The sequence below is a fragment of the Streptomyces kronopolitis genome, assembly GCF_050953795.1.
Classification (GTDB): Bacteria; Actinomycetota; Actinomycetes; order Streptomycetales; family Streptomycetaceae; genus Streptomyces; species Streptomyces kronopolitis_A.
Window position 1 is genome coordinate 4,877,676 of record NZ_CP191850.1, and the last position, 12,384, is coordinate 4,890,059.

12 protein-coding genes are annotated in these 12,384 nt (G+C 71.4%); 6 read left to right on the forward strand and 6 right to left on the reverse strand.

Annotated features, from left to right (window positions below):
* Nucleotides 1-5 precede the first annotated feature (5 nt).
* Together ACQP17_RS21670 and ACQP17_RS21675 are read right to left on the reverse strand one after the other, a co-directional pair.
* Nucleotides 6-2,420 (reverse strand): HAD-IC family P-type ATPase, encoded by a 2,415-nt coding sequence (locus ACQP17_RS21670; protein ID WP_433857754.1) that lies wholly within the window; start codon nucleotides 2,418-2,420, stop codon nucleotides 6-8.
* Between the two features lie 84 nt (nucleotides 2,421-2,504).
* Nucleotides 2,505-2,768: a DUF2530 domain-containing protein gene (locus tag ACQP17_RS21675; RefSeq protein ID WP_189102826.1), complete on the reverse strand. Its 264-nt coding sequence runs from the start codon at nucleotides 2,766-2,768 to the stop codon at nucleotides 2,505-2,507.
* 292 nt (nucleotides 2,769-3,060) lie between these two features.
* Between ACQP17_RS21675 and ACQP17_RS21680 the strand changes: the two genes are divergently transcribed.
* Nucleotides 3,061-4,533: an NCS2 family permease gene (locus tag ACQP17_RS21680; protein ID WP_433857755.1), complete on the forward strand. Its 1,473-nt coding sequence runs from the start codon at nucleotides 3,061-3,063 to the stop codon at nucleotides 4,531-4,533.
* Here ACQP17_RS21680 and ACQP17_RS21685 read toward each other — a convergent pair whose 3' ends face one another.
* On the reverse strand, nucleotides 4,534-4,713 hold the full coding sequence (locus tag ACQP17_RS21685) for a ribbon-helix-helix protein, CopG family (protein ID WP_189102823.1): 180 nt from the start codon (nucleotides 4,711-4,713) through the stop codon (nucleotides 4,534-4,536).
* Between the two features lie 124 nt (nucleotides 4,714-4,837).
* On the opposite strand from ACQP17_RS21685, the gene ACQP17_RS21690 reads away from it, so the two are divergent.
* The 3 genes from ACQP17_RS21690 (at nucleotide 4,838) to thpR (ending at nucleotide 7,476) form a co-directional block, all read left to right on the forward strand.
* Nucleotides 4,838-5,302: a MarR family winged helix-turn-helix transcriptional regulator gene (locus ACQP17_RS21690; protein WP_006603817.1), complete on the forward strand. Its 465-nt coding sequence runs from the start codon at nucleotides 4,838-4,840 to the stop codon at nucleotides 5,300-5,302.
* 30 nt (nucleotides 5,303-5,332) lie between these two features.
* Nucleotides 5,333-6,763 carry an MFS transporter gene (locus ACQP17_RS21695; RefSeq protein ID WP_433857756.1) on the forward strand — a complete coding sequence of 477 codons (1,431 nt, stop codon included), beginning with the start codon at nucleotides 5,333-5,335 and terminating at the stop codon, nucleotides 6,761-6,763.
* Nucleotides 6,764-6,906: 143 nt separating this feature from the next.
* Nucleotides 6,907-7,476, forward strand: coding sequence for an RNA 2',3'-cyclic phosphodiesterase (gene thpR, locus ACQP17_RS21700; RefSeq protein WP_433857757.1), 570 nt, complete (start codon nucleotides 6,907-6,909; stop codon nucleotides 7,474-7,476).
* 272 nt (nucleotides 7,477-7,748) lie between these two features.
* Here thpR and ACQP17_RS21705 read toward each other — a convergent pair whose 3' ends face one another.
* The gene (locus ACQP17_RS21705; protein ID WP_433857758.1) at nucleotides 7,749-8,747 is read right to left on the reverse strand and encodes an aldo/keto reductase; all 999 of its coding nucleotides are present in this window, start codon (nucleotides 8,745-8,747) and stop codon (nucleotides 7,749-7,751) included.
* A 208-nt stretch (nucleotides 8,748-8,955) separates the two neighbouring features.
* Here ACQP17_RS21705 and ACQP17_RS21710 point away from each other — a divergent pair, with 208 nt between their 5' ends.
* Nucleotides 8,956-9,543, forward strand: a complete 588-nt coding sequence (locus ACQP17_RS21710) for a TetR/AcrR family transcriptional regulator (protein ID WP_433857759.1) — start codon at nucleotides 8,956-8,958, stop codon at nucleotides 9,541-9,543.
* Between the two features lie 41 nt (nucleotides 9,544-9,584).
* On the opposite strand, the gene ACQP17_RS21715 is transcribed toward ACQP17_RS21710, so the two are convergent.
* The gene (locus ACQP17_RS21715; RefSeq protein ID WP_433859968.1) at nucleotides 9,585-10,286 is read right to left on the reverse strand and encodes a GDSL-type esterase/lipase family protein; all 702 of its coding nucleotides are present in this window, start codon (nucleotides 10,284-10,286) and stop codon (nucleotides 9,585-9,587) included.
* Between the two features lie 131 nt (nucleotides 10,287-10,417).
* On the opposite strand from ACQP17_RS21715, the gene ACQP17_RS21720 reads away from it, so the two are divergent.
* A complete protein-coding gene (locus ACQP17_RS21720; RefSeq protein ID WP_433857760.1) occupies nucleotides 10,418-11,422 on the forward strand; it encodes a hypothetical protein in 1,005 nt (334 codons plus the stop codon).
* A 113-nt stretch (nucleotides 11,423-11,535) separates the two neighbouring features.
* On the opposite strand, the gene ACQP17_RS21725 is transcribed toward ACQP17_RS21720, so the two are convergent.
* Complete coding sequence (locus tag ACQP17_RS21725) at nucleotides 11,536-12,369, reverse strand: hypothetical protein (protein WP_433857761.1); 834 nt, start codon at nucleotides 12,367-12,369, stop codon at nucleotides 11,536-11,538.
* Between the last annotated feature and the right edge of the window lie 15 nt (nucleotides 12,370-12,384).

A 12,384-nucleotide genomic window follows, 5' to 3' on the forward strand; every position in this document is an offset into this window, starting at 1 on the left:
CGTGCTCAGGCCGGGAAGCGCCGGCCCACCCACCGCCAGGCGATCTCCAGCAGCACCGCCGCCGCCACCGCGATCGCGACGGCTGCCCAGGGCATCGTCGTGCCGACCAGGCGCAGGGCGAAGAAGCGCTGGAGCCAGGGGGTGACCAGGACGAGGACGAAGCCCAGGCCCATCGCCAGGACCAGCGCGATCCGCCACCAGGTGTACGGGCGGGCGATGATCGCCAGGACCCACAGGGCGGCGAGGAAGAGGGTCAGGGTGGCGGCACTGGTCTCGGCCGAGAGGGAGCCGGGGCCGGTGTAGTAGCCGCGGGCCAGCAGGTAGGTGACGAAGGCGGCGGCGCCCGTGATCAGGCCGGAGGGGATGGCGTACCGCATGACCCGGCGGACGAAGTGCGGGCGGGCGCGCTCCTTGTTGGGGGCCAGCGCCAGGAAGAACGCGGGGATGCCGATGGTCAGGGTGGACAGCAGGGTCAGATGCCTCGGCAGGTACGGATAGGGGATCTGCCAGCAGGCCACCAGGATCGCCAGGAGGACCGAGTAGACGGTCTTGGTGAGGAAGAGGGTGGCGACCCGGGTGATGTTGCCGATCACCCGGCGGCCCTCGGCGACGACCGACGGCAGCGTGGCGAAGCTGTTGTCGAGCAGCACGATCTGGGCGACGGCGCGGGTCGCCTCGGAGCCGGAGCCCATCGCGACGCCGATGTCGGCGTCCTTGAGGGCGAGGACGTCGTTGACGCCGTCCCCGGTCATCGCGACCGTGTGGCCGCGCGACTGGAGGGCGGCGACCATGTCCCGCTTCTGCTGCGGGGTGACGCGCCCGAAGACCGCGGCCTCGTCGAGCGCGGCCGCCATCGCGACCCGGTCGGACGGCAGTTCGCGCGCGTCCACCGGGGCGTCGGCACCGGGCAGTCCCAGGTGGGCGGCCACCGCGCCGACCGACACGGCGTTGTCACCGGAGATGACCTTCGCCCGGACGTCCTGCTCCGCGAAGTAGCGCAGCGTGCCGGGGGCGTCCGGGCGCAGCCGCTGCTCCAGCACGACCAGCGCGACGGGCCGCACGTCCCGGGCGACCTCGGGATCGTCCAGCGCGCGTGCGGCCCGGGCCAGCAGCAGCACCCGCAGGCCCCGCGCGTTGAGGTCGTCGACGTCGGCGAGGCGGTGGTCGCCCGGCGGCAGCAGCACATCGGGGGCGCCGAGCAGCCAGGCGGTGGGCGCGCCGTCCGGGCCGCCGAGGGTCGCGCCGCTGTATTTGCGGGCGGAGGAGAACGGCAGCGACCCGGTGCAGTGCCAGGAGCCGTCCGCCGCATAGGAGTCGATGATGGCCTGGAGGGAGGCGTTGGGCCGTGGGTCGGAGGCGCCCAGCGCGCCCAGGACCTGTGCGGCGTACGCCTCGTCGCCGTCGAGGACCCGCAGCGCCCGGACGTCCATCCCGCCCTCGGTGAGCGTGCCGGTCTTGTCCAGGCAGACCACGTCGACCCGGGCCAGCCCCTCGATCGCGGGCAATTCCTGGACCAGGCACTTCTTACGCCCGAGCCGGATGACGCCGATCGCGAAGGCGACGGAGGTGAGCAGCACCAGGCCCTCGGGGATCATCGGCACGATCCCGGCGACCATCCGCCGGATCGCCTCGTCGCCCGGCAGCCCGAGGGTCAGCAGATGGCTCAGGACGAGGCCGATCGCGGTCGGGATCATCATCCAGGTCACGTACTTGAGGATCTGGCTGATGCCGGTGCGCAGTTCGGAGTGGACCAGGGTGAAGCGGCTGGCCTCCTCGGCGAGCTGGGCCGCGTACGCCTCCCGGCCCACCTTGGTCGCGGTGAACGCGCCGGAGCCCGCCACCACGAAGCTGCCCGACATCACCGGCCGGCCCGGCTTCTTCAGGACCGGGTCGGCCTCGCCGGTCAGCAGCGATTCGTCGATCTCCAGCCCGTCGGACTCCAGCACCTCGCCGTCGACGATGACCTTGTCGCCGGGGCCGAGGACCAGGACGTCGCCGAGGACGACCTCGGCGGTGGGGATCCGCACGTCGTCACCGTCGCGCCGCACGGTCGGCCGGGCCTCGCTGATCACCGCCAGGTTGTCCAGCGTCCGCTTGGCCCGGAGCTCCTGGACGATGCCGATGCCGGTGTTGGCGACGATCACGAAGCCGAACAGGCCGTCCTGGAGCGGCCCGACGATCAGGATGATCACGAACAGCACGCCGATGATCGCGTTGAAGCGGGTGAAGACGTTGGCGCGGACGATCTCGGCGGTCGAGCGGGAGGACCGTACGGGAACGTCGTTGACCTCGCCCCGGGAGACCCGCTCCGCGACCTCGGCGGCGCTCAGCCCGGGGTGGACCGGCTCCCGGACGGGCCGGCGAGCCGGCTCGCCGCCGGGCCCGTGATGCTCGGTGTCGGCCCTCGCCCGCTCCGTCATGCCCTCGACGTTACGGGCGCGATGTCCACTTCACCCGCTGGACGGGCGGGTGCGGGCGCGGTCCGCTACGGGCGGGTGCCGCGCTCAGGAGGCGGCGTCGGCGGCCGCCGCGGCCCGCTTGATGGCGGCGTCGCGCCTGCGGACGTACCAGATGCCCACCAGGCCCAGGCCGCCGCCGGCCAGGCAGGTCCACACCCACCAGGCGTGGCCGTGGTCGGCGTACCAGCCGTAGAAGGGGAGCTGGCCGAGGAAGAGCACGAACCAGATGATGGTGCCGCCGGTGACCGTGCCGACGACGGGGCCCTCCAGAGGCGCCGGGGCCTCGCGCAGTTCGGACTTCTTCCACATGGCGCCCAGCTTACGGGGGCCGGGAGCGGGGACCGCGGGCGGCGTGGGGGAGGCGGCCGCGGGGGCTGCGAGGGACGGACGGCACGCGGGACGACGCGCGCCCCAAGGGTCTACGCGCGGAGATAGCGATCAACGAATTGTTTATTCATACTGAACCTTTCTGGATCTGACTGGATGGGATCGTCGATTCATCCAATCTGATCCCTCTTCTCCTGCTTCTGTTTCCGTACCTGTCTGTGTTCCGGGCCCTCGGGCCCCCACGCCTGCCCAGGCCCGTCCCTCTGAGGTCCGCATGTCCCCCTCGGCCACCCCGCCGGTCGACACCCTCACGAACCCCGGCCCGAAGCCGCCTGCCAGCGCCTTCGACCGCTTCTTCAAGATCTCCGAGCGGGGGTCGACGATCGGCCGCGAACTGCGCGGCGGACTCGCGACGTTCTTCGCGATGGCCTACATCATCGTGCTGAACCCGATCATCCTCGGCTCCGGCGTCGACAAATTCGGCCACCACCTCGACAACGCCCAGCTGGTCACCGCCACCGCGCTGATGGCCGGTCTGAGCACGGTCCTGATGGGCGTCATCGGCAACGTCCCGATCGCCGTCGCCGCGGGCCTGGGCATCAACGCCGTGGTGTCGCTGCAGCTCGCGCCCAAGATGAGCTGGCCGGACGCGATGGGCATGGTCGTGCTCGCCGGTCTGGTGCTGATGATCCTGGTCGCCTCGGGTCTGCGGCAGCGGGTGATGGACGCGATCCCCAACGGGCTGCGGCGCGCCATCGCCATCGGCATCGGTCTGTTCATCTCGCTGATCGGCCTGGTCGACGCGGGCTTCGTGACGCGTAACCCGGACGCCGCGCACACCACCGTCCCGCTGGGCCTCGGTCAGGGCGGGCAGCTCCAGGGCTGGCCGGTGCTGGTCTTCGTGGCCGGTCTGGTGCTGATGTTCGTGCTGGTCGTGCGCAAGACCAAGGGCGCGATCCTGATCGGCATGGTCAGCATGGCCGTCGTCGCGATCGTCATCAACGCGCTGGTGACCATCCCGGACGCGGCCTGGGGGCTGGCGGTCCCGAACGTGCCGAGCAAGATCATCGACACCCCGGACTTCGGGCTGATCGGGCAGATCAGCCTGTTCGGCGGCTTCAAGGACGTCGGTGTGCTCACCGGCTGCCTGTTCGTCTTCACCGTGCTGCTGTCCGGCTTCTTCGACGCGATGGGCACCATCATCGGCGTCGGCGAGGAGGCCGGTCTGCTGGACAACGAGACCGGCCAGCTGCCGAACATGGGCCGGATCCTCATGGTCGACGGCATCGCCGTCGCGGGCGGCGGCTTCGGCTCCGCCTCGGCCAACACCTGCTTCGTGGAGTCCACCGCCGGCGTCGGTGAGGGCGCCCGCACGGGCCTGGCGAACCTGATGACCGGCGGCCTCTTCCTGCTGGCGCTGGTCTTCACGCCGCTGGCGACCGTGGTCCCCGCGCAGGCCGCGACGCCCGCGCTGGTGGTCGTCGGCTTCCTGATCATGGCCTCGAACGTGAAGGCCATCGACTGGAACGACTTCACCGTGGGCATCCCGGCGTTCCTGACGATGGTCGCGATGCCGTTCACCTACAGCATCACCAACGGCATCGGCCTCGGTGTCCTGGCCTTCATCCTGCTGCGCACGGCGACCGGGCGCTTCAAGGAGATCCCCTGGCTGCTGAACGTCGTCGGATTCTTCTTCCTGGTCTACTTCCTGCTCCACCCGATCGAGGTCGCCCTCGGGGTCAAGTAGCTACTGGAACCCCAGCTTTTCCGACTTGTCGAGCGAGGACTGGAACCGCTCGTCGAAGTCCTCGCGGATGAGCGTCCGGACCACATAGTCCTGGACGCTCATTCCGCGTTTTGCGGCATGCTGCCGGATGCGCTCCAGCAGTTCCCCGTCCACCCGCACGCTGAGCACCTGCGTTCCCATGCGCACACGGTCCCGTCCCCCTGCCGTCAGGCGCGTCACTTTCCTACGCGCCCTCACTCGTTCGGGTGAATCACAGGGGGACCCGCGCTCTCCTTAGCTAAGGTAATGAGTTACGCTAAGGAACATGCCGGAACTGTCCCGCCCCGAGCCTGACGGCCGTGAGGTGCCCCCAGACGACGCCGCCGCGGTGAACGCGCTGCGGTCCGCCGTGATGCGCCTGTCGCGCCGTCTCAAGCACCAGCGGGTCGACGAATCGCTGAGCCCCACCGAGATGTCGGTGCTCGGCACCCTGTTCCGCTGCGGCCACGCCACCCCCGGGGAGCTGGCTCGCAAGGAGCACGTGCAGCCGCCGTCGATGACGCGCATCGTGGCCATGCTGGAGGCCAAGGGACTGGTCCGGCTCGAACCGCACCCCGACGACCGCCGTCAGAAGGTCGTCACCCAGACCGAACAGGCCGAGGCGATGCTCGAGGAGAGCCGTCGCAAGCGCAACGCCTGGCTCGCCGAGCTGGCCTCCGGGCTGGACGAGGACGAGTGGGCGAAGGTGCGGGCCGCCGCGCCCGTGCTGGAGAAGCTCGCACAGTTGTAGAACCCCCGAAGCCGAGGAGGCGAACCCACTTTGAGTACGGGATCCGGAGCACACTCCGCCCCCGCACCGAACTCCCACGACGACACGGTCTCCGACGACGCGACCGCGACCGCCCCGGGCCCCGCCCCGGCGCTCGCCGCCGGCCCCGCCGCCACACCGCGCAAGGGCACGTTCAGCTCGCTCCGCATACGTAACTACCGCCTCTTCGCCACCGGCCAGATGGTGTCCAACACGGGCACCTGGATGCAGCGCATCGCCCAGGACTGGCTGGTGCTCAGCCTCACCGGCTCCTCCACCGCGGTCGGCATCACCACCGCGCTGCAGTTCCTGCCGATGCTGCTCTTCGGCCTCTACGGCGGCGTCATCGCCGACCGCTTCGCCAAGCGGACCCTGTTGTTCCTGACCCAGTCAGCCATGGGCCTGACCGGCCTGGCCCTCGCCGTGCTCACGCTCAGCGGGCAGGTGCAGGTCTGGCACGTCTACCTGGTCGCCTTCGCCCTCGGCATGGTCACCGTCGTCGACAACCCCTGCCGGCAGGCGTTCGTCTCCGAGATGGTCGGCCAGGACGAGCTGCGCAACGCCGTCAGCCTCAACTCCGCCAACTTCCAGTCGGCGCGGCTGGTCGGGCCGGCCGTCGCCGGTGTGCTGATCACCGCGTTCGGCAGCGGCTGGGCCTTCTTGTTCAACGGTCTGTCGTTCCTCGCCCCGATCGCCGGACTGCTGATGATGCGGACGTCCGAGCTGCACGAGGTGGTGCGGGTGCCGCGCAGCAAGGGGCAGCTGCGGGAGGGCCTGCGGTATGTCTCCGGGCGGCCCGACCTGATCTGGCCCATCGTGCTGGTCGGCTTCATCGGGACCTTCGGCTTCAACTTCCCGATCTGGCTGACCGCGTTCGCCCATCACGTCTACCACCAGGGCGCCGGCACCTACTCCCTGTTCAACGGGCTGATGGCGGCCGGTTCGCTGATCGGCGCGCTGCTCGCGGCCCGCCGGGCCCGCTCCCGGCTGCGACTGCTGGTCGGTGCCGCGCTGGTCTTCGGCGCCCTGGAGATCGCCGCCGCGCTCGCCCCCTCGTTCTGGGTCTTCGCTGCGCTGCTCGCCCCGATCGGCATGGTCGGGCTGACGATCAACGTCACCGCCAATTCGAGTATCCAGATGGCCACCGATCCGCTGATGCGGGGCCGGGTGATGAGCCTGTTCATGATGGTCTTCGTGGGCGGCACGCCGCTCGGCGCCCCCCTCGTCGGCTGGGTCACCGACACTTTCGGCGCCCGGACCGGCTTCGTGGTGGGCGGCGCGATCTCCATGGGTGCCGCGGTCGTCATCGGGCTGATCCTCGCGCGGGTGGGCGGTCTGCGCCTCCAGGTCGACCTGCGCCGCGGCCGCCGGCACCTCGCCGTCGTCCCCCGGGACTGTGGGCGCGCCGCGTCCACGGAGAAGGATCTGACGCCGGCCGCCTAGAGGGGGTGTCGTTCGGATCACTTCCTGGGACGGGGCCGCGCGGGGCCCGTACAAGCCCGCGCGGCCGGGCCCCGGCCGGGGCCGGTTCCGGCCGCACCCCCGGATTCCCCCGGACCCCGGGTGCGCTGCGCCACACTGGCCGCATGAGACTCTTCGCCGCCGTCCTGCCCTCCGCTCACGCGCTGGAGGAACTGGCCGCCGAGGTCGCGCGGTTGAGGGCGCTCCCGGCCGCCGACCGGCTGCGGTGGACCGGCCGCGAGGGCTGGCACTTCACCCTGGCCTTCTACGGCGAGGTGCCCGAGGACGTCGTGCCGCAGCTCCGGGAGCGACTGGCCCGCGCCGCCCACCGCCGTGACCCCTACGCGCTGCGGATCGCCGGCGGCGGCCGCTTCTCGGACCGGGTGGTGTGGGCCGGGGCGGACGGCGACCGCCCCGCCATGCGCCGGCTCGCCGACTCGGCGTCGGCGGCGGGCCGCCGGGCCGGGCTCGCCATGGACGACGAGCACCGCCCGTACACCCCGCACCTCACGCTGGCCCGGAACCGGGTCCCGCACCTGGACCTGCGTCCCTACGCGGACGCCCTCAAGGAGTTCGCCGGCACCCCCTGGACCGTCGACACCCTCGCCCTGATGCACAGCCGGCTGCCCGGCTCGGGCGAGGCGGGCCACCACCCCCGGTACGAGGCGGTGGGATCCTGGCCCCTGAGCCACTGAGCCGCCGGGCTCCCGGCCGCCCCTCCATGGGCCGATGAAACGTTCGGATCTGCCCCGGTTACGCTCAGAGGGTGGATCCCAAGACCCGTAACCGGATCATGTCCGGACTTCTCGCCGTGCTGCTCGTCGTCGTGGTCGTGGCGGCGGCGCTGCGCTGAGCACACCCGTGGCGCCACCGGCACCGGCACCGGCAGCGAACGAGGCGGCCACCACCGCGGCCGCCGACGGACGCCCGGTATCCGGCCGTCGCCGGCTCCGGGCGCCCGGACCGTTCACCAGGCGAAGGCCTCCGGGCTCGGCCCCGGCCCGGGGAAGATCTCGTCGAGCGAGGCGAGGAGCTCGTCCGTGAGGGTCAGCTCGACGGCGCGCAGCGCGGAGGAGAGCTGCTCCTCGGTGCGCGGGCCGACGATCGGGCCGGTGACGCCGGGACGGGAGAGCAGCCAGGCCAGCGCGGTCTCGCCGGGCGCCAGGCCGTGCTTGTCGAGCAGGTCCTCGTAGGACTGGATCCGGGCGCGGACCGTGGAGTTGGCGAGGGCCTCGGCCGAGCGCCCGACGGCCGAGCGGGCCCCGCCGCCCTCGCGCTCCTTGCGCAGCGCGCCGCCCAGCAGCCCGCCGTGCAGCGGCGACCAGGGGATCACGCCCAGGCCGTAGCCCTCGGCGGCCGGAATGACCTCCATCTCGGCGCGCCGCTCGGCGAGGTTGTACAGGCACTGCTCGCTGACCAGGCCGTATGTCCCGCGACGGGCGGCGGTCTCGTTGGCGCGCGCGAGGTGCCAGCCGGCGTGGTTGGAGGAGCCGACGTAGAGGACCTTGCCCTGCTGGACCAGGACGTCCATCGCCTGCCAGATCTCGTCCCAGGGCGTGTCCCGGTCGACGTGGTGGAACTGGTAGAGGTCGATGTGGTCGGTGCGCAGGCGCTTGAGGCTGGCGTCGACCGAGCGGCGGATGTTGAGCGCGGAGAGCTTGTCGTGGTTGGGCCAGACCGGGCCGCCCTCCGGCGCCATGTTGGCGTAGCCCTTGGTGGCCAGCACGGTCTTGTCCCGCCGGTCGCCGCCCTTGGCGAACCAGGAGCCGACGATCTCCTCCGTGCGGCCCTTGTCGGCGCCGAAACCGTAGACGTTGGCGGTGTCGAAGAAGTTGACGCCCGCGCTCTGCGCCGCGTCCATGAGGGTGTGGCTCTGGGCCTCGTCCGTCTGGGGTCCGAAGTTCATCGTGCCGAGGACGAGTCGGCTGACCTTGAGTCCGGTGCGTCCGAGCTGCGTGTACTTCATGGTTCCTCAGCCAACGCCCTGGAGTGCGCTCGAAGCAAGGACCTGTGGACGGTGCCGCGGGACGGCGCCGGTGTCGCCCGTGTGCCTGACGAGAAGTCAAGTCGCCGACGTTCATTAGGGTGGGTGGCGGGTCCGCGCAGGTCCCGCGCGGCTCGCGGCGCCCGGAGCCCCGTTCGCCCAGCGATCCCGCCCCCGAGGAGTCCGACCGATGGCCAGGCCCCGCGACCCCCACCGCCGCACCGAGATCCTCGACGCGGCCCTCGGCCACCTCGCCGAGACCGGACTCGTCAATCTCTCGCTGCGCCCGCTGGCCCGGGCGCTCGGGCACAGCACCCGGGTGCTCACCCACCACTTCGCGGACAAGGACGACCTCCTCACGGCCGTTCTCGCGCGGCTGGACGAGCTCCAGCACGCCCAGCTGCGTGCCACCGAGGGCTGGGACGACGTCTCGCGCGGCATCGGCGGGCTCGTCCGGGACTCCTGGCGGCGCCAACTGGAGCCCGCACACCTCGGCGCCACCCGCCTCCTCCACGAGATCGAGGGGCTGGCGGCGGCCGGCCGGCTCGGCGGCCGGGTCCCGAAGTTCCTCGCGGACCGCGCCGAGTTCGTCGCCGGCGCCTTCCGCGCCCGCGGCCTCGCCGCCGGCCCCGCGCAGGTCAGCGCCACGTTTCTGAACAGCGCCTACGCGGGCCTGCGGACCGACTTCCTGGTCACCGGCGACCGCGCTCGCACGGAAGCCGCGCTGGCCGACCTCTGCGCGCTGGCCGACTCATGGACGGCGCCGCTACCTTCCTGAGCACGTCACGAGCGGCCGGCCGGTACCGCAGGCCGCTCCACTCACGGCGTCGGCACGGCCTCCCGCACCTCGGTTGCGGCATACCGCCCGCCGACGCCCCACGCCTGGTGCATCGCGCCGGCGAACGCCCCCGCCAGCAGCCGCTCGCCCCGCTGCGAGGGGTGTGTCCCGTCATGGGTGGCGCCCTCGATGTCCCACCCCTCCGGCTCGGAGGCCAGCAGCAACGGCGAGCCGGGGACGGACAGCTCGGCGACGGCCTTGGCCAGCAGCTCGTTGAAGCGCGCGCACTGGGCCCCGAACGCGGTGTCCGTCGCGGCCCGCACATTGGGGATCACCGGCATCAGCACCGCCCGGAGGTGCGGCGCGGCCTCCCGGGCGTTCGCCACGAAGAGCCGGACGTTCTGCGCGGTCTGCTCGGCGTTCGTGTAGAAGCCGAGGTCTATCAGGCCGAGCGAGACCAGCAGGGTGTCGGCCCCGTGGCGGCGCACCGCGTCGCCGATCACCGGCGCCATGTGGAGCCAGCCCTCGCCCCAGCCGGCGAGATGGCCGCGTGCCTCCTCGGGGAAGCCGGGGTCGGCGTAGGCGGAGGAGTCGGCGGTGCCGGTGACGGGGTCATGGAGCGTACGGCGCGGGCCGACGATGCGGTACGGGTCGGCGGCCGTCGCGTTCAGGTGCTGCCACATCCGGTAGCGCCAGGTGAAATCGCCGGTGCTTCCTATCGTCATCGAGTCACCGACGAACATGATCCTCATCCGGTCATGATGGCCGAGAACCCCTACTGCCCGGTACGTGACGCTGGCCACGCCCCGTCCGCCGGGCGTCGTGAGGCCCGCGGGCTGCCCCGTGCCGGCGCCCGGGATGGCACTGTATGCCCATGCGTTCGCTTCTGTGCGCGGCCGGTGCCGCGGGAATCCTGTGGTCGGCGTCCGTGGTGCCCGCCGCCGCCGACGAGCCCGACGGCTTCACCATCGGCGACTCCCGGATCACCGAGTCCAGCGGTCTGGCCGCCAGCCGGGCGCACCCCGGGATCTACTGGACCCACAACGACAGCGACGACGGCCCCTACGTCTACGCCGTCGACTCCCGGTCGGGCCGTACGGTCGCCCGGATCACCCTGCGCGGCATCGGCGCGCCCCGCGACGTCGAGGCGATCTCGCTCGGCCCGGACGGCAACCTCTACCTCGGCGACATCGGCGACAACCTCGGCGGCACGTGGGACCACGTCTGGATCTACCGCTTCCCCGAACCCAAGACGCTGCGCGATGCGACCGTCACCGCCACCCAGTTCACCGTGAAGTACGCGGACGGGCCGCGTGACGCGGAGGCGCTGATGGTCCACCCCAAGACGGGCCGCGTCTATATCGCCAGCAAGAAGCAGGACGGCGGCGGCGCGCTCTACGCGGGCCCGCAGCGGCTGACCGCCGGCGCCACCAACACCTTCCGCAAGGTCGCGCCGGTCGATCTGTGGGTGACCGACGGCGCGTTCTCCCCGGACGGCACCCGGCTGGTGCTGCGCAGCTACTTCGGCGCCCGGATCTTCCGCTGGCAGGACGGCCGCCCCAAGGACCTCGGCAGCGTGGGCGTACCGATCCAGCAGCAGGGCGAGTCGGTCACCTTCACCCCCGACGGCCGCACCCTGATGTACGGCTCCGAGGGCGCGGACAGCGACGTCAAGCCGGTCGGCCTCAGCGACGGCCAACTGCCCGACACCGCCAGGTCCGACCCCGAGAACGGCGACCCGGCGCACCACCCTTCCGGAAAGGGCACGTCGGACACCGACCTGGACCCGTCCTTCGTCAAGGGCGCCATGGTCCTCGCCGCCGCCACCGCCCTGGTCGTCGGCCTGCGCAGACTGCTGCGCCGCGGACCGAAGCGGTGACCGGCCGCACTTCCCCGGCGCCGCGGACGACGGCCGCGCCCGCCGGTGTCGTCCGGGACACCGGCGGGCGCGGCCGCACCGGCGAGCTCGTGGCGCCCGCCGGGCCCGTCTGATCAGGAACCGTTGTCCCAGGCCAGCTTGGCCGTGGTCGCGTTCGGCGCGAACCTCAGCAGCGGTTCGCCGCCGGGCTGGTGGGACTTCACGATCTTTTCGAAGATGACGTGGTCGAAGGACGACTGCGGATCCCAGAAGCGGTGGGCGCCGTGGGCCACGGCCATGTTCTGCCGCTTCATCTGCGCGATGATTTCGTCGTGCAGTTCGGGGGCGACCTTCTTGCCGTCGGCGGTGTGGATGTTGTAGAGGTCGTGGTCGCCGGTCAGCTCCCATACCTGGCCGTCCTCGTCGACCTTCCAGATCAGCTTGTTGTCATGGATGAACTTCCCCTTCTTCGACAAGCTCTCGATCTTCGGGGCCAGCGTCTTGAATTCATGGAGCCGCTGCCGGTAGCGCTCCTCGATCGCGTTTCTCTTGGCGGGGAGCGTGTACCAGGGGACGTTCGGCTTCTGCGGCTTGAAGTACCCCACGAGGCCGATCTGCCACTCCTCGGCGCCGAGGTAGCAATCGAGATCGTTCACCGTCTTGGACTTGATGTCCTCCGGCTTCGGCTTGGCGCCCTTGTCCAGCCAGTTCGGGGCGGAGGTATTCGACGGGCGGACGTCGATCACCACGTCGTACTTGTTGGCGAAATCCCGGAACTTCTCGTAGTTGCCCTCGGGTATGCCGTACTTGTGGCGTGCGGTCTGCGCATTCACCGAGACGGAGCCGCCGGTTGATTTCTCGTCGCCGTCCCCGCCCTGTGCCTGGGCGGTGCCGCCTGCCGTCACCGAGAGGCCGGACGTGCACGCCGCCACCAGCATCGCGGCGGAAATGGCCCTCTTCACCTGCATGTTCTCTCCGTAAGG

What these genes read in the sequence shown, in the direction of transcription:
- ACQP17_RS21675 (WP_189102826.1), bottom strand. Translation starts at nt 2,768, where the DNA reads ATGTGGAAGAAGTCCGAACTGCGCGAGGCCCCGGCGCCTCTGGAGGGC.
- ACQP17_RS21705 (WP_433857758.1), bottom strand. Translation starts at nt 8,747, where the DNA reads ATGAAGTACACGCAGCTCGGACGCACCGGACTCAAGGTCAGCCGACTC.
- thpR (WP_433857757.1), top strand. Translation starts at nt 6,907, where the DNA reads ATGAGACTCTTCGCCGCCGTCCTGCCCTCCGCTCACGCGCTGGAGGAA.
- ACQP17_RS21685 (WP_189102823.1), bottom strand. Translation starts at nt 4,713, where the DNA reads ATGGGAACGCAGGTGCTCAGCGTGCGGGTGGACGGGGAACTGCTGGAG.
- ACQP17_RS21670 (WP_433857754.1), bottom strand. Translation starts at nt 2,420, where the DNA reads ATGACGGAGCGGGCGAGGGCCGACACCGAGCATCACGGGCCCGGCGGC.
- ACQP17_RS21715 (WP_433859968.1), bottom strand. Translation starts at nt 10,286, where the DNA reads ATGTTCGTCGGTGACTCGATGACGATAGGAAGCACCGGCGATTTCACC.
- ACQP17_RS21680 (WP_433857755.1), top strand. Translation starts at nt 3,061, where the DNA reads ATGTCCCCCTCGGCCACCCCGCCGGTCGACACCCTCACGAACCCCGGC.
- ACQP17_RS21720 (WP_433857760.1), top strand. Translation starts at nt 10,418, where the DNA reads ATGCGTTCGCTTCTGTGCGCGGCCGGTGCCGCGGGAATCCTGTGGTCG.
- ACQP17_RS21690 (WP_006603817.1), top strand. Translation starts at nt 4,838, where the DNA reads ATGCCGGAACTGTCCCGCCCCGAGCCTGACGGCCGTGAGGTGCCCCCA.
- ACQP17_RS21725 (WP_433857761.1), bottom strand. Translation starts at nt 12,369, where the DNA reads ATGCAGGTGAAGAGGGCCATTTCCGCCGCGATGCTGGTGGCGGCGTGC.
- ACQP17_RS21710 (WP_433857759.1), top strand. Translation starts at nt 8,956, where the DNA reads ATGGCCAGGCCCCGCGACCCCCACCGCCGCACCGAGATCCTCGACGCG.